We start from the raw sequence: 19,323 nt of genomic DNA, 5'->3' as shown, positions 1-19,323 counted from the left end.
CAGGGATCCTTCCCCCCGTACCTGACACCTTCTGTCAGTTATCACTTCAGGTAGACGAGACCGTCGACGGCGACACCGGGACGTCCGGCGGTGCCTTCGACCTCGACCCGTACGGTGTGCTCGCCGCTGCCGGCCCACCAGCGTGACCAGACGGCCTGGCGGTTGAGCGGGCCGGTCGCCTTGAGGTCGACGGTGCCCTGCGCCTGGTCGTCCACGAAGATCCGCACCTTGCCGGCCTTGGGGCCCCGGCTGAAGGCGAGCGCGACCGAGCTGCCGCTGAAGGTCCAGCTGGCGCTGCTCCCGGCGGTCGACGCGCCGAGCGCGGTGCCGCCCAGATAGGCGGGGTTGTTGAGGAGACGCCAGGTTCCGGTCCGTTGCGACGCGGCCTCGGAGAGGACCACAGGTGTACGGGTGACCGACGCGTTCACGGTGTTGCGAGCGCGGTCACCGGCCACGATCGCGTAGTTGGCCGGGGCGCCGGCCCGGATCGCGAAGTTCCGGCTGGTCGTGGTGGTGAGCAGGTTGGTCCGCGTGGGCCTGGTGAGCCCCACGTAGATCAGGCCGCCCGGGTCGGTGGCCTTCCAGTCGAGGCGTACGGGAACTGTCGCCCCGATGGTCCCCGGGCGCAGCACGAGGTCCGGCTCCTTGTCGAAGACGGGCGCGACCGCGTCGGAGTAGACGGTGGTGGTGATCCCGGCGACCCGGCCCGAGAGGTGCAGCGCCCGGATCGAGACGGCGTGCTTGCCGGGCGCGACGGTCAGCGTGGTGGTGCGGTGCGTGCCGGGCACGGCCGCGGCCAGCACCCCGTCGACGTAGACCTCGAAGCGGTTGATGAGCGCGCTCGCGGTGCGCGTGTCCCAGCGCGGGGTGATGGTGCCCTTGGTGAACCACATTCCCCCGTACGGCCAGGTCCCGCCCATGCTCAGCAGCCGGAACCCGGCCGGCGCGCCACCGGCGACGGCCCGGATGGCGGGAAGCTGCCGGTAGAGGGCGTCGCCGGGACAGTCAGTCCGCCCGGCGTCACGGTGCCCGGAGATCCGCCACATCTCGACCCGGGCGCCCTTGGGGTAGCGATTGCTGCCGCCGGAGGTGAGCACGACCCGCCCGCTGGGCGGGTTCCCGGCCGCCCCGAGCTTGTAGGCGGCGACGGTCGCGATGGCCCGCCGCACGGTGGCCGAGACGCCGGAGCCCCCGTACGTGCCGATGGCGGCGATGGCGCTGGCGTCGGTGTTGAACCCCATGGTGTGCGCGCCGAGCACGGGCATCTGGACGCCGCCCCCGCGCCCTTCGTAGATCGTCCCGCACTTGTCGACGAGGAAGTTGTACCCGATGTCGTCCCAGCCCCGGCTTCGGATGTGATAGCCCTGGATCCCGCGGATGATCGCGGCCGACTGCGAACAGGAGTAGTTGTTCCCCGTGGCCGTGTGGTGCACGAAGAACTCCTGGATGGCCCCGGTGTACTCGGGCTTCCCGCGCACGATCGCCTCGTTGGCCCCCCATTGGGCCCGGGTGACCATACGAGGCACCGGCCGCACAGGAATCGTCACCGCCGCGCGAGCCGCCACCCGAGGGGCGATTTCTCCGCGCTCCGGCACCGGGGCCGGCGCGGCGCCCGGGTTGAGCAGGTCCACTCGCAGGTCGGCCGGGAGTGGGGCCTGGGCGCCGACCACTTGGGCCTCGAGGCCGTTCGACGGGCCCACCCACAGCGGGTCCGTGGAGCCGCGGCGGTCGGCGGGGGAGACGCTGTCGGCCTCCAAGGTCTGCCAACTCGACCAGCGGCCCGTGTCGATGGCCCGGGCCCGGACCCGCACCGCGCCGCTCATCCTGGTGGCCGGGTCCGACCACGTGACGCCGAGCAGGCTGAACGGGGCGGTCTGCGGGCGCGAGACGGCGGAGCCGCTCAAGGTCACTGTCTGCAACTGCGGCGGGGCCGCCGGGTCGGCCGCGGCCGGGCCTCCTCGCGGGATCAGCGCTCCCGCGGCTATCGTAAGCAGCGCCGTCGCCGCCCTGGTCGTCGTCCGATTCCGGTGCACATGTCCCCCTGTGGTGCTGGTTCATCGGCCATGTGACACCTTGCCGGTCGACGCGGCGCTCGTCCGGAAAAGTGGGTAAATCTCCCCGGTATCTGGGGCTCCGAACGACCGCTGCATCACACCCGCTTTACAACCGTGGGTTCCCTGCCGATGAGCGAGGGCATGACCAACGCCCGCGGCCTCGGACCGTCTGCTGTGCGCCTGCACCTGGCGCTCGGCGCCGTGCTGCTCGCGGTCCTGGCCTTCGGGCCGGTCTGGGCGCAGACCCCGGCCTCGGCCCTGATCATGGTGCTGGGCGTCGTCGCCCTGCACGTGGGCCCGAACCGGCTTCTCCCGGCCGACGAGCGGACGCCGTGGCGGCACATCCGCTACGCGGCCTACCTCTTCGTGATCGCCAGCGTCATCCGGGCCGCCGTGCCCAGCACGATGACCACCCCGCCGACCGCGATGGCGCTCATCCCGAACGCGTTCGTCGTGCCGGCGTACCTCTTCCTCGGCTCCGCCTTCAGCGGCATGCTGCGCCGCCGGCGCGCGGCCGACGACGACCCGGCCCGCATCGACGCCCTGCTCGTCGGCCTGGCCGGCGCCTTCCTGACCTGGACCTTCGTCATCGCCCCGGCGGTCGACGGCTCCGGCATGACAGTCATCCGGGTGGTCGACGCGTTCTTCCCGATCATCGATGTCGTGCTGCTCGTGCTGGTCGCCCAGCTCATGCTGGCCGGCGGCGCCCGCCAGCCCGCGCTGTGGCTGCTCGTGGTCGCCTCGGCCGCCATGTTCGTGGCCGATCTGCTCTTCACACTGCGCGACGCCGAGATGGTCTCGGTGACGCAGCACGTCGTGGACGTTCTGTTCGCGGCGATGTTCGTGGCCATTCCGGCCGCCGCGTTGCACCCGTCGATGCGTACGCTCACCCAGCCCCAGAAGATCGTCGTCCGTGATCTCAGCCGCCTGCGGCTCACCGTGATCGCGACCGTCATGATCGTGCCGACCGTGGTCGCCACCCTGATGCCGCTCGGCAGCATCGCCAACAACCTGATCCGGGCCCTGCTGTGCGCGCTGGTCGTCCTCGCCGTGCTGGTGCGGGTGGTCCGCTCCAACAACTCCCGGGTCCGGGCCGAGCGGGCCAACCGCCGCCGCGCCACCCACGACGCCCTCACCGACCTGCCCAACCGCGAGCTGCTCTCGGACACCGTGGCCTCCTGGGCCGACCGCGTGACCGACGAGGGGCAGGAGATCAGCCTGCTTTTCATCGACCTCGACCGCTTCAAGATGATCAACGATCACTGGGGGCACGGCGTCGGCGACGAGCTGCTGTGCGAGGTCGCGGGCCGGCTCAGCGCCCAGGTCCGCACGCAGGACATCGTGGCCCGCATCGGCGGCGACGAGTTCGTGGTCGCCCTGGCCAGCCCGTCCCACCTGCGGCTGGCCGACTCGCTGGCCGAGCGCCTGCTGGTCGAGCTGGCCCGCCCGTTCAAGCTGTCGGTGGGCGAGGTGGTCATCTCGGCCTCGATCGGCGTGGCCAAGTCGCACGGCGGCGCGCACGCCCTGGAGCTGATCCGGGACGCCGACACGGCCATGTACAAGGCCAAGGGCTCCGGCCGCAACGCGGTCGCGCTGTTCGACACCTCCCTGCGCGACCAGGTGCGCGACCGGGTCAAGCTCGAGCAGGCGCTGCGCGGCGCCGCCGAGCGCGGCGAGCTGGCCGTGCACTTCCAGCCCATCGTCGACGTGCGCTCCGGTGACCTGGACGGCTTCGAGGCACTGATGCGCTGGAACTCGGCCGAGCACGGTTCCGTACGCCCGGACGAGTTCATCCCGATCGCCGAGGAGACCGGCATGATCGTGGAGATGGGCGAGTGGCTGCTCCGCGAGTCGGTCCGCCAGCTGCAGGAATGGCAGGCCATGCGCCGGCCCGGCGACCGCCAGCTGCACGTGTCGGTGAACGTGGCGGTCCGCCAGCTGCGCGACGGCTCACTGGTCAACATCGTCGACGAGGTGCTGCGCGAGAGCGGCCTGGCCCCGTCCAGCCTCTGGCTCGAGATCACCGAGTCCGGCGTCATGGAGGACATCGAGACGGCCCTGCTCACGCTCAACGCCCTGCACGCGCTGGGCGTGGTGCTGTGCATCGACGACTTCGGCACGGGCTACTCGTCGCTGAGCTATCTGCACCGCCTCCCGGTCGGCATCGTGAAGATCGACCGCGCCTTCATCTCCCGCATCGGCGACGCCGGCGGCGACGAGCCGATCGTCCGGGCCGTCCTGGCCATGACCCACGCCATGGGCCACCGCGTGGTCGCCGAGGGCGTCGAGACCCAGTCCCAGCGGGACTGGCTGCACGGCCAGGGCTGCGACCTGATCCAGGGCTGGTTCTACGGAAAGGCCGACCGCCCCGAGAACCTGACCCACTGGATCCGCCCGCAGCCCCAGGAGGCGGTGACCGCCTGAGCCCGGCCGGTGGGTCTCATCGGTGCACGTCGTCGCCGGTCAGCGCGGTCAGCTCGGCGCGGGTGGGTGCGCCCTCGCAGTCGCCCGGGACCGTCACCGCGAAGGCGCCGGCCGCGATGGCGGTGGCCAGGCGTGTGGCGGGGGAGGCGCCGGCCAGACGGTCGGCCAGATAGCCGGCCACGAAGGCGTCGCCGGCGCCGACCGGGTCGACGACCGTCACCGGCAGGACCGGGAGCTCGTGCCGGTCGCCGTCGATCAGGGCTCGGCAGCCGCGGGCGCCGTCCTTGACGATCACCTCGGACGGGCCGAGCTTGGCCAGGGCGGCCGGCACGTCGCCGGGGTCGACGAACAGCTCAGCCTCCTCGGGTGAGGCGAAGACGATGTCGGCCCGGGTGACCAGGTCGCGCAGGACCGGGGCGGCGTCGAAGCGGTTCCAGAGCTTCGAGCGGTAGTTGACGTCGACCGACACCGGCACGCCGGCCGCGCGGGCGGTCTCGATCGACTGGAAGACGGCGGCGCGGGCCGTCTCGCTCAGCGCCGGCGTGATGCCGGTGACGTGCACGACGCCGGCCGCGGTGAGCTCGGCCGGGGGCACGTCGGCCGGGGAGAGCCGTGAGCCGGCGCTGCCGGCCCGGTGGTAGTCGACCTGGGCGAACTGGGCCGACCGCTTGTGGCGCACCATCAGGCCGGTGAAGGACTCGTCGGTGAGCGCGAGGGTGCGTACACCGGCCGCCGTCAGACGCTCGGCGATCAGCGCGCCCGTCGCGTCGGGCCCGACCCGCCCCAGCCAGGTGGCCTGGCCGCCGAGCCGGGCGACGCCCACCGCCACGTTGCTCTCGGCGCCGCCGATGCCGAAGGAGAAGCCTTTGGCGTACGTCAACGGGCCGATGCCGTCCGCGGCGACCAGGCCCATGGTCTCACCAAAGGTGAACAGGCCTTTCTCCGTCATGAGCGGGCGAACGCGACCGCGCTGACCGCGTGCCGCGCGCGGGCGGCCAGGGCCTGCATGTTGCCGCCGGTCGCGGCGTCGCCGATCAGTGGCGAGCCGATGCCGACGGCCTTGGCCCCGGCGAACAGCCAGTCGGCGATGTCCTCGATCTTGATGCCGCCGGTGGGCATGACCGGGATGTGCGGCAGCGGCCCGCGGACGTCCCGCAGGAACGAGGGGCCGAGACCGGCCGCCGGGAAGAGTTTCACCAGCTCCGCGCCAGCGCGCCAGGCGGCGTACATCTCGGTGGGTGTGCTCGTGCCCGGATAGAAGGGCACCTCGGAGCCGGCCACGAGCCCGGCGTCGACCACCGGGGAGACCAGGAACTCGGCCCCGGCGCCGACCGCGGCCTTGGCGTCGTCGGCGGTCAGGACCGTGCCGGCGCCGATGGCGACCGAGGAGGGCAGCTGGCGCCGGAGCCCGGCGATGGCCTCGATGGCGCCGCGCGAGGTCAGCGTGACCTCCATGGCGGTGATGCCGGAGTCGACGAGGACCTCGGCGATCGCGGAGAAGTAGTCGGCGGAGGGTGCACGCAGGATCGCGACGATCCCGCTGCGGATGACGGCGGCGGTGGTTTCGCTCCTATCGGTCACGCCTGTAGATCCTGCCGGACATCGGCGGAACCCTCTAGGGGGCGGGTCTGTGGTTGCCGTCGCAGCAGTGATCGCCCGCGCCCGTTCAGCGGGGTCGCGCCGGACGGCGGAGTGGCCTCTATCCGCAGCTCCTCGCGGATGGCCGCCTCGAACTGCTGCATCACGAGAGGCACCTGGGTCAGCAATTCACGAAAATGGATCTGCGGTTGTACGCCGGGGACCGCGGCCGGGTTCATCTCGCCGTGCAGCTGTTGCAGCAGCACGTGGACGGCCAGGGCGGCGCTGCGCACCGGCCCCGAGGCGAGCAGCCGCACCCGCATGAGCGCCGGGCCGACCTCATCGACGTAGGCGAGCGGGGAGGCGGGCTTGGTTCCGGCGTCGTAGGCGGTGCGCAGGCTGTAGGTGTCGCGCTCGAAGACGGCGAGCAGGGCGACGTACGCCTCCTTGCGCTCCTCGTACCACCGCCGGGTGCGCCGCCGGCGACTGCGCAGGTAGTCGTTACGGGCGGTCACGAGCTGGACGGTCGCGGCTCCGGCCAGGGCGAACACGGCGGCGATGAGGGGCAGCCCCCACCACGGGATCTCAGACACGCGATAACGGTATCGACGCCGCGCCCGGCGGGCTCGGCGCGGCCGGGGATCGTGACCGCCCGGCGACCAATTACCACCTATCCGGCCATCCGGGACAGCGCTGCGTCGATGGCCCGTGACGCTTCGTCGTACACGGTCGTGTTCCGCCGTCGTATCTTTCCGGCATTCTCGGGTCCGAGTCGTTCGACGGCGGCCGCCCGGGCCCGGTCGAGCCGGGCCGCCTCGGCCGGATAGACGCCGGTGGGCGGCAGGGCGGCGTCGACCAGCAGCGCCGTCTCGTCCTCGCCGACCCGCACGAGCAGCACGACCAGGTTGCGCAGGGCGGCCGCCTGGAGAGTGTCGTTGCCGACGGTCCGCCACAGGGCGAGCACGTCGCGAAAGGCGGTGAGCGCCTCGACCGGGTCGCCGTGCCGGCTGCGGATGGCCACCGCGGCGGTCTCGGCCGCACCCCGGAAGAGCCGATCGTCCACGGTGGCGGCCAGCGCCGCCGCCTCGTCTAGCAGCGTCAGGGCGCGGGTGGGGTCGGTGTCGCCCAGCGCCTCGCCGAGGCCGTAGAGGGCCTCGGCCCGGGCGCCCGGATTGCCGGTGGCCGTGGCCAGCGCAACCGCCTCGTTCGCCAGGCCGGCCGCCTTCGCGGCGTCGCCCGACCAGGCGGCCACCAGGGCCTCGCCGACCAGACCGGACACCCGGTGGACGGGCTCACCGTCCATGGCCTGGTAGTGCTCCCGGGCCGTGTCCGGATCACAGAGGACCAAAGCCACGTCGCCGAGCACTTCGTGGGCGGGCGCACCGAGCGGTTCCACCTGGAGTGCCAACCGGCGCGCCTCGGACAGATCGCCCCGGCCCCAGGCGTGGGTGGCGGCTGCGGCCAGTGCGGCGGAATCACCCACTGTGTCCAGGCCCCAGGCCAGCACCTCGTACTGCTGACACCGGTAGCCGTACCGGTACATGGCGGCGGCCAGCGCGGTCCGGGTGGCGGTGCCACCGCGCGCGTGGGCCAGCCGCAGATCCGGCAGGAGTTCGTCGATCTCCCGTACGGCCTCTGCCTGATCAGGCCCGCGCAACCGCCGGTCGAGCCGCCGGGCCGCCGCCACCATCTCGGCCGCATGCCGCCGCTCGGTGGACAACCGGTCGGCGTCGCCGAGCTCGCGCGCGGCAAATGTCCGAACAGTCTCCAGAAGCCGGAACCGGCCGGCCCCGTGCCGCACGACGAGCGACCGGTCCACCAGCGCCGCGATCACGGCGGCGGCCCCCGGCACGTCGACGACGGCCTCGGCCTGAGCCACGGTGAAGGCGCCCGCGAAGACCGACAACCGCCGCATCACGACCCGGCCGTCCTCGTCGAGCAGCCCGAACGACCACTCCACCACCGCGCGGAGGGTGCGATGCCGGGCGTCCGCGGTCCGCCGCCCCCGAACCAGCAGATCGAGCCGGTCGTCGAGCCGCGCCCGAAGCTCCGGCACGCCGAGCGCGGCCGCCTGCACCGCCGCCAGCTCGATGGCCAGCGGCAGACGATCCAGCCGCCGGACGATCTCGGCCACGTCACCGTCCGCCGCCCCGCACCCCGACCGCTCGGCGAACAGCCGCGCCGCGGCCGGCTGATCGAGCGGCGCCAGCTCCAGGACCCGTTCCCCGTCCACCCGCAGCCGCTCCTGGCTGGTGACGACCACCCGGGTGTCCCGCATCGCCTCGGCCACCACCGCCGCCGCGTCCACGACGTGCTCGCAGTTGTCCAGTACCACCACGGAATGCTCCCGGGCCGCCGCTCCGATCACCGTGACCGGATCGTCGGAGGCCCCGATCCGAGCCCCGACACCCACGGCCACGGCCTCGAGGAAGTCCCTTTCGGACACGTCGGCGGCGTCGATCCAGGCCACGCGCGCGCCCGCTCGCACAGTCTCGGCGACCAGCCGCGTCTTACCCACACCGCCCGGCCCGGTGATGGTCACCAGACCCGGGGCCCGCAGCATTTCGGCGAGTTCCCGCTGTTCGAAGTCACGGCCGAGAAAGGACGAGAACCGCAGGGGTACGCGCCGTGCCGGGCCCCCGGCCGGTCTCGCGGCCCGGACGTCCGGTCGCGGCGTGCGCGCGGCCGGGCCGCCGGGGTCGAGCTCACCCCGAAGAATCGACACCTGCGCCAGCCGCACCGACTCGGACGGATCGAGCCCGAGCCGATCCACCACCGCATCGGCGTGCCTGCGCAGCGCCTCGATCGCCTCCCCGCGCCGCCCACTGCGGGCCAGAGCCTCGGCGAGCACCAGAGCGCCCCGCTCCCAGCACGGCTCGGCCGCGGCTTCTTGCGCCAGCCGCTCGACCGCGTCCCAGACCCTTTTGCCGCCGGCCGTGGGCGGGCGCTGTGCTTCCTGAGGCGCCCTGGCTGCTGTCCAGTTTTCCGCTTCCCCTGGCGCCCGTGTCGCGTCCGCTTCCCCCGGCGCCCGTGTCGCGTCCGCTTCCTCAGGCGCCCGTGTCGCGTCCAGTGACAGGGCGACCAGCCGCGCCAGGGCCTCGCGTCGTAGCGACACCAGCCGCTCGGCCGTGCCCCGGAACGGCTCGCTCTCGAACTCGGGCAGTGGCGGGCCCTCCCAGAGGTCGAGCGCGGCCACCAAGGAGCTGTCGTCGCGGAGCAGGTCTTCGAAGAGCAGCGCGTCCACCGCCTGCCGGGGCGCGGCCAGCCGATATCCGGCGGGTTCCAGGCAGATCAGGTCGGTTCCGCCCAGGGCCGACCGCAGCCGCGTCACATGGGACTGGAGGCTGTTGCGGGCCGACGGCGGCGGGCCGTCCGGCCAGAGGGCGTCGATCAACGCGGACACCCCGACCGGCCGGCCCGCGTGCAGAGCGAGCAGGGCCAGCACCGTGCGCTGGCTGGCGGCGGTCACGGCGACCGGGCCGTCCGGGCCGCTCACCTCGAACGGACCCAGCATCCGGACGTACACCCGCCGACCCTACGACCGTCGCCTTCGTGATCGGGTCCCCCGATCGTCCGGCCCTGATGACAGAATCCCGTCAGACGGTGCCCTGTGGACAACTCTCGGGCGGCGCTTGACAGCACCTACCTTGGTGGGGGCCCCCGGGAGGGTGGGCCCCTGCCTCTGCCTCGGCCGCTGCCTCAGCGCAGCTCGTAGAAGCGCCAGAAATCATTGTCGATGTCCAGCACGCGCGGGTTCTCATAGCCGGCCTCGCGCGCCCACCCCAGCAACGTCGGCGCGCGCAGGATCGTCCCGTTGGCCAGCACCGGCCGCTCGGCCCGGGTGGCCGGCAGACAGTGCAGGACGCTGAAGGCGTACTGCAACCGCTCGATCTCGCCGGCCGGGGCGGTGAACTCGTCGGCCACCCGTTCGTCGCCGATCAGGACGCTGCCGTCCGGGGTCAGCAGCGCCCGGGCCCGTCGCAGCACGCCGACCGGGTCGCCCATGTCGTGCAGGGCCTCGAAGATGGTCACCAGGTCGTACGAGCCGGTCGCCTCACCCGCGTCGCCCAGCGTGAAGCTGACCCGGTCGGCCACGCCGGCCCGGGCCGCCGCGTCGCGGGCCTCGGCGATCGACGCCTCGTCGAGGTCGACGCCCCGCACCGTGACGGTGGGATAGGCGAGGGCCAGCGCGATCGACGAGTGCCCGGCCCCGCAGCCCAGGTCGAGCACGTGCGCGCCGGCCGCCGAGCGCAGGCGGTGCTCGATCGACGGGACCGCGGGCAGCCACGAGGTCGTCAGGAGGTGGTCGAACATGGGGCGGTTGAAGGCGGCGATGCCATGCCGGATGTGCCGGCCGTAGTCGGCGTACGGAATGCCCTCGCCGGTCCTGAAGGCCTCGGTGACCCGCGGGGTGAGCAGGGCCAGGCCGAGCGCGAACTCCCCGGCCGTGCCCAGATAGTCGGGGCTGCCCTCGTCGAGCAGCACCGCGTCGAGGCCGGGGGCCAGCGCGAACGCGTCGTCCTCGACGGTCAGCAGACCGGCCGCGGCCTGCTGTTCGAGCCATTCGCGGGCGTACCTCTCGTCGATGTTGGTGGCCTTGGCCAGCTCACCGGCGGTCAGTGGCCGTTCCCGGATCGCCGCGTACAGGCCCAGCTCCCGGCCCAGCTCGACGGTGAACAGCTCGGCCGCGCCGATCAGGGCGTTGAGAAATCTCTCGCTGAAAGTCATGCGTCACACCGTCACCGATGTGAAGTGCGGCGCCCTTGACTTCAACGTGCGTTGAGCTTGCAGAGTCGTCTCATGAGAGCAGCCGTGTTTGATCAGTTCGGTCCGCCGTCGGTTCTCCGCATCGCCGACCTGCCCGATCCGGTGCCGGGCCCGGGGCAGGTCCGGGTGCGGGTGCGCGCGGCCGGGGTGCAACCGTTCGACGTGGCGGTCCGCCGCGGGCAGATGCCCTGGGCCAAGATCTCGTTTCCACAGACCATCGGGCAGGAGTACGCCGGTGAGATCGATCAGGCCGGAGAGGGCTTCTCGGCGGGGGACGCGGTGCTCGGTTCCACGATGTTGAACGGCGCCGCCGAGTACGTGGTCGTGCCGGCCACCGACGTCGTGCCGAAGCCGCCCAATCTGGACTTCGCCACCGCGGCCGCCCTGGTCGCGGCGTCGCAGACGGCCAGCGGGGCGCTGCTGGAGCTGGGTGTCGGCCCCGGCGACGTGCTGCTCGTGCACGGCGCCTCGGGCAGCGTCGGCACGGTGGCCACCCAGCTGGCCCGGCTGGCCGGGGCGACCGTGATCGGCACGGCCGGCCCGGCCAACCACGAGCGGCTGCGGCGGATCGGTGCGCTTCCCGTGGCGTACGGGCCCGGTCTGGTCGAAGCCGTCCGTGCCCTGGGGAAGCCGCCGACGGTCGCGCTGGACACCGCCGGTGGTGAGGCGATCGCGCAGTCGGCCGAGCTGGGCGTCCCGCTCGACCGCATCGGGACGATCGCCGACGACAAGGCCGCGGCCGAGGTGGGCGCCCGCGTGGTCCGTGCCGGCCGCGACCCGGAGCGCCTGGCCGAGGTGATCGGCCTGGCGGCCCAGGGCAAGATCGCGATTGAGGTACGCCCGTTCGCGCTCGACCGCGTCGCCGAGGCGCACGCCGCCGTCGAGTCACGGCACAGCGGCGGAAAGGTGGTGCTGCTCACGTGAGGTCGTGCCGGTCGACGAAGCGGCCGGAACCGTGCCCGGGACCTTCCGTGGCCAGGGCGACCACCGCGTCCGTACCCTCGGTGACCGTCTGCGGCCCGGAGTGGCCGTTGAAGTCGGTGGCCGTGTAGCCCGGATCGGCCGCGTTGACCCGTACGCCCGGAAGGCCTTTGGCGTATTGATTCGTCAACATCGTCAGGGCGGCCTTGGACGAGGTGTAGGCGGGGGCGACGACGTGCGATTCGGGCCGGGCCGGGTCGTTGGTGAGCTCGAGGGATCCCATCCCGCTGCTGACGTTGACGATGACCGGGTCGGACGAGCGGCGCAGCAGCGGCAGGAAGGCGGTGGTCGCCCGGACCACGCCGGCGACGTTGACGTTCAGCACGTCGAGCACCTCGGCGCCGGTGAGCCCGCTCGGGTCGCCGAGTGGGCCGTGCACGCCCGCGTTGTTGATGAGCACGTCGACGACGCCCTCGTGGCGTTCGACGTCGGCGGCCGCGGCGGCCACCGAGGCGTCGTCGGTGACGTCGATGGGCACGAACCGGGCGCCCAGGGTCTCCGCCGCGGCGGCGCCGAGTGCCGGGTTGCGCGCCCCGAGGACGACGGTGTGGCCGAGGGCGATGAGGCGGCGGGCGGTTTCGTAGCCGAGGCCCTTGTTGGCCCCGGTGATGAAGGTGATCGTCATGCCGTCGATGGTTCGCCCGACGGGGGAGCGCTTCCAGAGAAAGCCAGTACCACCTTCGCGGTGCCGACCGCATCGCCGACCGCGGAACAATGGTGCTCATGACGGCTCTGGGAACGACGATCCGGGGCTGGCGGGAGCGGCTGTCACCGGCCGCCGCCGGCCTGCCGGCGCGGCACGGGCGCCGGGCCGCCGGGCTGCGCCGGGAGGAGCTGGCCGAGCTGGCCGGAGTCTCGGTCGACTACGTGGTGCGGCTGGAGCAGAGCCGGGCCACCACGCCGTCGGCGCAGGTCACGGCCGCGCTGGCCCGCGCCCTCCAGCTCAGCTCGGCCGAGCGCGACCACCTGTTCCGGCTGGCTCGCCTCACGCCGCCGGCCGACGATCAGATCGCCGACCACATCCCGCCCGGCGTGCAGCGCGTCGTGGCCCGCCTCGGCGACGCGGCCGCCGCCGTCTTCGCGGCCGACTGGCAACTGCTGTGGTGGAACAGCAGCTGGTCCGCCCTGCTGGGCGACCCGTCGGCCGCGCCGCCACGGCTGCGCAACTTCGCCCGCGACAACTTCCCGATCGGCGCCACCCACGGCCCGGCTCTGTCCCGGTGGCCGGTCGTCACCCAGGATCCCGGCGGCACCAGGGCCGCGATCGTCTCCGATCTGCGGCGGGCCACCGGGCGCTTCCCGCGGGACCGGCGGCTGGCCGCGCTCGTGCGTGAGCTGCGTGAGGGCAACGAGCAGTTCGCCGCGCTGTGGACGGCCGGCGCGGTCGGCGCCCACCGCGAGGACCGCAAGGTGGTCGAGCACCCGTCGGTGGGGCCGATCACCGTCGACTGCGACACCCTGACCGACGGCGACGCCGAACTGAAGATCGTGATCCTCACGGCGGCGCCGGGCAGCGAGGACGAGACGAAGCTGCGGCTGGCCGCGATCAGCCCCGTCCCCGTGCCTGCACGAAGAGGCTGAGCCCGTCGAGCAGGCGGGCCAGGCCGAACTCGAAGACCAGGTCGAGGCCGAAGTCGAAGCCCTCCTCGGTGAGCTGCTGGAAGTGGCTCATCCGGTTGGTGTCCATCAGGTCGGTCAGGGTGGTCTCCTGGGTCCGCATCCACTGCTCGTTGGTCAGGCCGGTCTCGCGGATCGCCTCCGCCTCCGGTTCGAGAGCGCTGGCCACGCCGCGGACGAAGGTGAAGAGCACGATCTGCGCGTACATGCGCTCCTCGAGGGTGAGGCCGGTGTCGTCGAAGGAGGCGAGCACCCACTCGCTGAGCCGGATGCCGTTCGGGGCGAGCTGGGGCCGGGTGATCGACATCGAGGAGCCGAGCCAGGGGTGGCGCTGGAAGACCGCCCACTCCTGGCGGGCGGCCAGCTCGAGGGCCGGGCGCCAGCCGCCGGGATGCCGCCGGGGCAGGCGGATCTCGCCCAGCGCCTTGTCGATCATCGCGACGATCAGCTCGTCGCGGCTGGGCACGTAGCGGTAGAGCGACATCGTGGCCGCGCCGAGCTCGGCGGCGAGCCGGCGCATGGTCAGCTCGGCCAGGCCGAGCCGGTCGGCCACGTCGACGGCGGTGGCGACGATCCGCTCCCGGGTCAGCTCATGCTCCTGACGCGGCGCCGGCCCCGCGACCACGGTGCCCACGCCGGGCCGGGCCACGGTCAGGCCCTCCTCGCGCAGGGCCGCGTGCGCCCTGGTCGCCGTGGCGATCGCGACGCCCCACTCCTGGGTGATGGCCCGGGCCGACGGCACGCGGTCGCCCGGCTGCAGCTCGCCCGACTCGATCCGCCGGCGTACGTCCTCGACGATCCTCCGGTACGGATGCACTAGTACACCTCCCGCCTCGTCCCGCCGCCGTACTAGTACACGTTGCCGACGTCGCGGGCGGCTTCCTACGCTCGGCCTAGTACACAACGTACATCGTACGCAGAGGAGCGGGGACATGCGCGTCTTGATCTCGGGTGCCGGCATCGCCGGACCGGCCCTGGCGTTCTGGCTGCACCGGGCCGGAGCCGACGTCACGATCGTCGAAAAGGCGCCCGGGTTGCGGCCCGGCGGCCAGGCGGTCGACATCCGGGGCGTGGCCCGCGGCGTGGTCGCGGACATGGGCTTGACGCCGGCCATCCAAGCGAGCCAGGTCGACGAGCGCGGCATCGCCCTGGTCGACGCTCGCGGGCGACGGCTCGCCGAGATGCCGGCCCACATGTTCGGCGGCGAGGGCATCGTGGCCGAGATCGAGATCTCCCGGGGCGATCTGTCCCGGATCCTCGTCGAGGCCACGGCGACCATGGCCGACTACCGCTTCGGCGACCGGATCACCGAGCTGACCCCCGACGGCCGGGCGACGTTCCGCAGCGGGGGCAGCGCGAAGTACGACGTGGTCGTCGGCGCGGACGGCGTCCACTCCGGGGTGCGGGCCCTGACGTTCGGCCCCGAGTCGCAGTTCGTCCGGCCGCTCGGCGGCTACGGCGCCCTGTTCACCGTGCCCGCGCCCGACGACCTCGACCACTGGGCCCACATGTACAACGCGCCCGGCGGCCGGGTGGCCCTGGTCCGCCCGACCAGGGAGGGCCGGGCCATGGCGTCCCTGAACTTCCTGTCCAGGACCCGGTACGGCCGGTTGGGCCGCGACGAGCAGCGCGACCTGATCGCGCGCAACCTGGCCGGCGCCGGCTGGAAGGTGCCGGCGCTGCTGGCCGCCATGCCCCGGGCTGAGGACTTCTACTTCGACTCGGTCGACCAGGTGCACGTCGACCGTTGGCACCGGGGCCGGGTGGTGTTGCTCGGCGACGCCGGATATTGCGGCTCCCCGCTGGCCGGCTTGGGCACCAGCATGAGCATCGTGGGCGCGTACGTCCTGGCGGGAGAACTCGCCGCGCAGGGGGACCCGGAGGTGGCCTTCCAGGCGTACCAAAGGGAAATGTCGTCTTATGTGGCCTCCGGGATGCAGTTGCCGCCGGGCGGCATGCACGGCTTCGCCCCGAGAAGCCGCCTCATGATCCGGGCGAGGGCCGCGTCGATGCGGTCGATGTCGCGCTGGCCCATGCGTGAGATGCTGGCCAAACAGTTCGGAAAGGCCGACGCCATCACGCTGAGAAGTTACGAGTTCGTGGCGCGCTGACCAGCGCAGGCCAGCCCCCGCCCTCCCTGGGGCCCCCGTCCCGCTCCAGTCTGACGCAAAACGCAAGAGCGCGCGGATGCCCTGTGGACAACCGTCGTTCTGTGGACAACCGCAGTGATCAGGCGCCAAACCTCCAGGGCGCCCGAGGCGGCGTCGATCACCGGGGCGAGGCGGTGGAGGGGCTCGGTGATCGATGGGCGCCCGCAGTAGTCAGGCGGCGAATCCCAGTGCGGCGAGCGCGACTGCCGCGGCGAAGGCGGTGCCGATCACCGCGACCGCGGGGGTCAAGCGGATCAGGGCGGCCCGGCGCTCGGTGGCGGTGCGGGCCAACCCGGTGACGAGCAGCAGGCCGATGACGATGGCTACGGCGCTGTCGGCCCAGTAGTGCAGGACCGCCGCGTCGTATATGCCCTCGGCTATGAACACGGCCCCGGGCACAGCCAAGGCCCACGGCCGGTGACGAGGGGCTCCCCGGCGCCACACGGCGGCGGCCGAACCGAAGATCGGGCCGGCGACCACCGCGATCGCGGCCCACACGAGCGGGCCGCGCAGGGCGCTCGAGCTGAGGTCGTCGTGCAGGAAGACCGTGGCGGCGGCGTAGTAGCCGACCGTGGCGCCGGCCAGGGTCAGGAAACCTCCCAGGGCGGCCCACCACCGGTCCAGCGGCAGGAACGCCACGACTAGGAAGGCGATGGCCGACCAGGTGGCGCCGGAATTGCTCAGCTGGGCTATCACGTCGCCGACGGCCCGGGCGGCGGCCGCGTCGGTGACGTTGCGGGTGACGTAGCCGGGAAGCGCCTGCCCGCCCAGCGTCAGGCCACCGACCGCCAGCCCGGCCGCCACCGCGATCCCGAGCGCCGCCACGACCGGCAGCCCAGCCCGGCCGGTATCGGCCCGACTGGTATCAGCCCGACCGGTATCAGCCCGACTGGTATCAACCCCGCTGGTCTCGGCCCGGTCGCTGTGCGGTGCAGGCGGTGATGGCATGCCGACATTCTGGAGGATCTCCGCGAGATCCTCAGGAGCGCTGCGCCGCCTCACGCTCGAGGCGCTTCCGTTCGCGCTGCTCTCGCGTGTAACGCTTGCGGTTCTCCAGGTCGCGCTTCCACTGCTCGCGCGCACCCTCGTCGCACCCCTGCACGGCGTTGCGGGTCTGTGCGGGACCGATGATCGAGCGGAACCACCAGTCGTCGAACGTGTCGTGGAACCACTTCTTCACCCTGTTGCTCGCCATGCCCCTCACGCCCTCCTATCGTTGCCACGCCAATTATTTGTACCCCAACTATCGGCCGGCTTGCCAGTTTGCTGAGACAAGAAACCTCTCTCGACCTCGTTGCCGGTGAGCGCGAGCGCCTCCTGATAGGCGGCCTCGGCCTCGGCCCGGCGTCCCAGGCGGCGCAAGAAGGCGGCGCGCGCGGCGCTCAGATACGGATATGTCGCCAAAGAGGGCATGGACAGCAGCGGCTCGGTCGCGGCCAGGCCCGCGGCTGGGCCATCGCGGAAGCCGAGCGCGACGGCCCGGTTGAGCGCGACGACCGGTGAGTCCGGGCAGAGGCGCACCAACACGTCGTACAGGCCGACGATCTCCGTCCAGTCGGTGTCGGCCCACGCCGGCGCCTCGGCGTGGACGGCCGCGATGGCCGCCTCGACCGCGTACCGGGTCGGCGGATGACGGCGCAGGGCGTCGGTCAGCAGCGCCGTGCCCTCGGCGATGCGGCCCCGGTCCCAGAGCGTGCGGTCCTGCTCGGCCAGCAGCAGCATGCGGCCGTCGGGGGCGATCCGGGCCGGGGTCCGGGCGTCGGTGAGCAGCAGCAGGGCCAGCAGCGCGCCGACCTCGGGGGTGCGGGGCATGAGCAGGCGCAGGGTGCGCGCCAGGTCGATGGCGCCGGTCACCAGGTCGTGGCGGATCAGCGACGGCCCGGCGGGCGCGGTGTGCCCGGTCGTGAAGAGCAGGTGGATGACGTCGAGGACCGGGCCCAGGCGTTCGGCCAGCTGGTCGTCGGCCGGGACCCGGTACGGGATGCGGGCCGTGGCGATCTTCTTCTTGGCCCGGGTGAGGCGGGCCGCCATGGTCGGCTCAGGCACCAGGAAGGCGCGGGCGATCTCGGCCGTGGACAGGCCGCAGACCAGGCGGGCGGTCAGCGCGACCTGCGCGTCACGGGAGAGCGCCGGATGGCAGCACGTGAAGATCAGCTGGAGAGGGCCGGGAGCGGCCGGCGCGTCGAGCACGAGCTGGGGGAGCCGGCGCCGGAGGGCGGCCTCGCGGCGCATCACGTCCAGGGCGCGGTGACGGGCCACCTGGGTGAGCCACGCACCGGGCCGATCGGGAACGCCTGAGGAGGGCCAGGTCCGCAGAGCCTGGGCGTACGCCTCCTGAGTGCACTCCTCGGCCAGGTCCAGGTCCCGGGTCACCCGCACGGTGGTGGCCAGGACCTGGGCCCAGTCGCGGCGGTGCGCCTCGGCGAGGGCGGCACCGATGTCGGTCATCCGTGCTCGACCACCGGGCGGATCTCGACCGCGCTGTGCGCGTCACGCACCTCGGGCAGCATCGCCGCCAGTTTCAGGACCTCGTCGAGGTCGCCGGCTTCGAGCAGGTAGAAACCGCCGAGGATCTCCTTGGTCTCCGCGTACGGCCCGTCGGTCGTCACGCCCGGCTCGCGCAAGGTGGTCGCGGAGCCCCCGAACTCCAGTTGCTCGCCGCCGACCACCCGGCGCCCGGCGGCGGCCCGGAACTCCTCGTGGGCCCGGTCGTGGTCCTTCCACTGCTCCGGGGTCATCGCCTCCCACCGCACCGGGTCGCCGTAGATGAGCAGCGTGTACTTCGCCATGTCGGTTCCTTTCGCTTGTCCTCACCACCCCGACGAACGGGGTTCCCGCGAAATCGACAACCTCACGACACCGCCGCGTCCACGGTCAGGGTTCCGTCCTCCGCGTCCAGCTCGGCCATGGTCCCGAGGGGCAGATCTTCGAGATTCAGACCCCCGAGCAGGGGTACGCCCAGAGCACCGCACCGGTCGTGCAGGACGTCCAGCACACCCGGGCCGCAGTCGGTGTACCGGCCGACGGCCACACCGCGCAGCCCGTCGAGCCGGCCCGCGTTGCGCAGCATGGTCAGCTGCCGGTCGATGTGCCCGGCCCGCAGGCCGTCCCCTTCGAGCAGCAGGATGGCCCCGCTCATGCTCGGCAGCATCCACCCGGCGGCCGCCGCCACCTGGTCCTGGTCGCCGCCGAGAAGCACGCCCCGGGCCCGCCCGGCGGTGGTCAGCTCGCCGGTCGGCGCCTTGGGGTCGGCCACCAGCGTGACCGGCTCGACGCTGAACGCGCCGGCCGGATCGCCGCGCAGCCCGGCCTGGCCGGCCCGCTCCCACAGGGCCAGGTGCACGATCGTGGCGTCCGCGCCGGCGATGAACAGCTTCGGATGGGCGGCGGCCGTGTTGAAGTCGAGCCGGGTGACGAGCCGGTGCTCCTGCCGCCCGCCGCGCACGGCCACGAGCGCCCGCACCCCGGGGTCGCGCAGTGCCCGGTTGATGTCCTCGGCCCGGTTGGTCTCGCTCTCCTGGAACGTGTACGCGCCCAGGGTGACCCGCAGGTCCAGGGCTTCGAGCCGGGCCCGCGCCGCCTCGGCGTCCGCGCGGACGACAGCACCACCGGGCGCGACCAGGCGCACCTCGTCCCCGGCCCGCAGCCGGGGCGGCCGGACCACATCGACCTCGTTGTATGCAAGCGCCACGAGGGCATTATCGCGCCCGGCGCGACCGGGCGGGCTGGGCCGAGTGACCGGATCATTCCGG

The 19,323-nt window shown here is 72.8% G+C and carries 17 protein-coding genes; 4 read left to right on the top strand and 13 right to left on the bottom strand.

Annotated features, from left to right (window positions below):
- Positions 1-41: 41 nt before the first annotated feature.
- Complete coding sequence (locus tag ACQP2X_RS40145; protein WP_498690871.1) at positions 42-2,033, bottom strand: peptidoglycan recognition protein family protein; 1,992 nt, start codon at positions 2,031-2,033, stop codon at positions 42-44.
- A gap of 162 nt (positions 2,034-2,195) precedes the next feature.
- On the opposite strand from ACQP2X_RS40145, the gene ACQP2X_RS40140 reads away from it, so the two are divergent.
- The gene (locus ACQP2X_RS40140) at positions 2,196-4,478 is read left to right on the top strand and encodes a putative bifunctional diguanylate cyclase/phosphodiesterase (RefSeq protein ID WP_498690870.1); all 2,283 of its coding nucleotides are present in this window, start codon (positions 2,196-2,198) and stop codon (positions 4,476-4,478) included.
- Positions 4,479-4,494: 16 nt separating this feature from the next.
- On the opposite strand, the gene ACQP2X_RS40135 is transcribed toward ACQP2X_RS40140, so the two are convergent.
- From ACQP2X_RS40135 to ACQP2X_RS40115, 5 genes are all read right to left on the bottom strand, one after another.
- Positions 4,495-5,427 (bottom strand): sugar kinase, encoded by a 933-nt coding sequence (locus tag ACQP2X_RS40135; RefSeq protein ID WP_498690869.1) that lies wholly within the window; start codon positions 5,425-5,427, stop codon positions 4,495-4,497.
- Positions 5,424-6,059 carry a bifunctional 4-hydroxy-2-oxoglutarate aldolase/2-dehydro-3-deoxy-phosphogluconate aldolase gene (locus tag ACQP2X_RS40130; RefSeq protein ID WP_498690868.1) on the bottom strand — a complete coding sequence of 212 codons (636 nt, stop codon included), beginning with the start codon at positions 6,057-6,059 and terminating at the stop codon, positions 5,424-5,426. The genes ACQP2X_RS40135 and ACQP2X_RS40130 overlap by 4 nt, the downstream gene beginning before the upstream one ends.
- On the bottom strand, positions 6,056-6,649 hold the full coding sequence (locus tag ACQP2X_RS40125) for a hypothetical protein (protein WP_498690867.1): 594 nt from the start codon (positions 6,647-6,649) through the stop codon (positions 6,056-6,058). Before ACQP2X_RS40125 ends, ACQP2X_RS40130 begins: the two co-directional genes overlap by 4 nt.
- A 77-nt stretch (positions 6,650-6,726) precedes the next feature.
- Positions 6,727-9,582, bottom strand: a complete 2,856-nt coding sequence (locus tag ACQP2X_RS40120) for an AfsR/SARP family transcriptional regulator (protein ID WP_498690865.1) — start codon at positions 9,580-9,582, stop codon at positions 6,727-6,729.
- A gap of 173 nt (positions 9,583-9,755) precedes the next feature.
- On the bottom strand, positions 9,756-10,784 hold the full coding sequence (locus ACQP2X_RS40115; RefSeq protein ID WP_498690864.1) for a class I SAM-dependent methyltransferase: 1,029 nt from the start codon (positions 10,782-10,784) through the stop codon (positions 9,756-9,758).
- 72 nt (positions 10,785-10,856) lie between these two features.
- On the opposite strand from ACQP2X_RS40115, the gene ACQP2X_RS40110 reads away from it, so the two are divergent.
- Positions 10,857-11,747, top strand: a complete 891-nt coding sequence (locus ACQP2X_RS40110; RefSeq protein WP_498690862.1) for an NADP-dependent oxidoreductase — start codon at positions 10,857-10,859, stop codon at positions 11,745-11,747.
- Here ACQP2X_RS40110 and ACQP2X_RS40105 read toward each other — a convergent pair.
- Positions 11,740-12,429 carry an SDR family NAD(P)-dependent oxidoreductase gene (locus ACQP2X_RS40105; RefSeq protein ID WP_498690860.1) on the bottom strand — a complete coding sequence of 230 codons (690 nt, stop codon included), beginning with the start codon at positions 12,427-12,429 and terminating at the stop codon, positions 11,740-11,742. The genes ACQP2X_RS40110 and ACQP2X_RS40105 overlap by 8 nt on opposite strands.
- A gap of 98 nt (positions 12,430-12,527) precedes the next feature.
- On the opposite strand from ACQP2X_RS40105, the gene ACQP2X_RS40100 reads away from it, so the two are divergent.
- Positions 12,528-13,385 carry a helix-turn-helix transcriptional regulator gene (locus ACQP2X_RS40100; protein WP_498690859.1) on the top strand — a complete coding sequence of 286 codons (858 nt, stop codon included), beginning with the start codon at positions 12,528-12,530 and terminating at the stop codon, positions 13,383-13,385.
- Here the strand turns inward: ACQP2X_RS40100 and ACQP2X_RS40095 are convergent.
- Positions 13,351-14,238 carry a TetR/AcrR family transcriptional regulator C-terminal domain-containing protein gene (locus ACQP2X_RS40095; protein WP_498690857.1) on the bottom strand — a complete coding sequence of 296 codons (888 nt, stop codon included), beginning with the start codon at positions 14,236-14,238 and terminating at the stop codon, positions 13,351-13,353. The genes ACQP2X_RS40100 and ACQP2X_RS40095 overlap by 35 nt on opposite strands.
- Positions 14,239-14,353: 115 nt before the next feature.
- On the opposite strand from ACQP2X_RS40095, the gene ACQP2X_RS40090 reads away from it, so the two are divergent.
- Positions 14,354-15,532 (top strand): FAD-dependent monooxygenase, encoded by a 1,179-nt coding sequence (locus ACQP2X_RS40090; protein WP_498690856.1) that lies wholly within the window; start codon positions 14,354-14,356, stop codon positions 15,530-15,532.
- Between the two features lie 210 nt (positions 15,533-15,742).
- Here ACQP2X_RS40090 and ACQP2X_RS40085 read toward each other — a convergent pair whose 3' ends face one another.
- The 5 genes from ACQP2X_RS40085 to ACQP2X_RS40065 all read right to left on the bottom strand — a co-directional run bounded on the left by ACQP2X_RS40085 (position 15,743) and on the right by ACQP2X_RS40065 (position 19,262).
- On the bottom strand, positions 15,743-16,396 hold the full coding sequence (locus tag ACQP2X_RS40085) for a DUF6518 family protein (RefSeq protein ID WP_498690855.1): 654 nt from the start codon (positions 16,394-16,396) through the stop codon (positions 15,743-15,745).
- A 154-nt stretch (positions 16,397-16,550) separates the two neighbouring features.
- Positions 16,551-16,766, bottom strand: coding sequence for a hypothetical protein (locus ACQP2X_RS40080; RefSeq protein ID WP_498690853.1), 216 nt, complete (start codon positions 16,764-16,766; stop codon positions 16,551-16,553).
- A gap of 5 nt (positions 16,767-16,771) precedes the next feature.
- Positions 16,772-18,019 (bottom strand): RNA polymerase sigma factor, encoded by a 1,248-nt coding sequence (locus ACQP2X_RS40075; RefSeq protein WP_498690851.1) that lies wholly within the window; start codon positions 18,017-18,019, stop codon positions 16,772-16,774.
- Complete coding sequence (locus ACQP2X_RS40070) at positions 18,016-18,360, bottom strand: YciI family protein (RefSeq protein ID WP_498690849.1); 345 nt, start codon at positions 18,358-18,360, stop codon at positions 18,016-18,018. Before ACQP2X_RS40070 ends, ACQP2X_RS40075 begins: the two co-directional genes overlap by 4 nt.
- A gap of 62 nt (positions 18,361-18,422) precedes the next feature.
- On the bottom strand, positions 18,423-19,262 hold the full coding sequence (locus tag ACQP2X_RS40065; protein WP_498690847.1) for an LD-carboxypeptidase: 840 nt from the start codon (positions 19,260-19,262) through the stop codon (positions 18,423-18,425).
- Positions 19,263-19,323: the final 61 nt, after the last annotated feature.

Source organism: Actinoplanes sp. CA-131856 (genome assembly GCF_050956135.1).
Taxonomy (GTDB): Bacteria; Actinomycetota; Actinomycetes; order Mycobacteriales; family Micromonosporaceae; genus Actinoplanes.
This window is presented reverse-complemented; position numbering and strand designations above follow the sequence as displayed.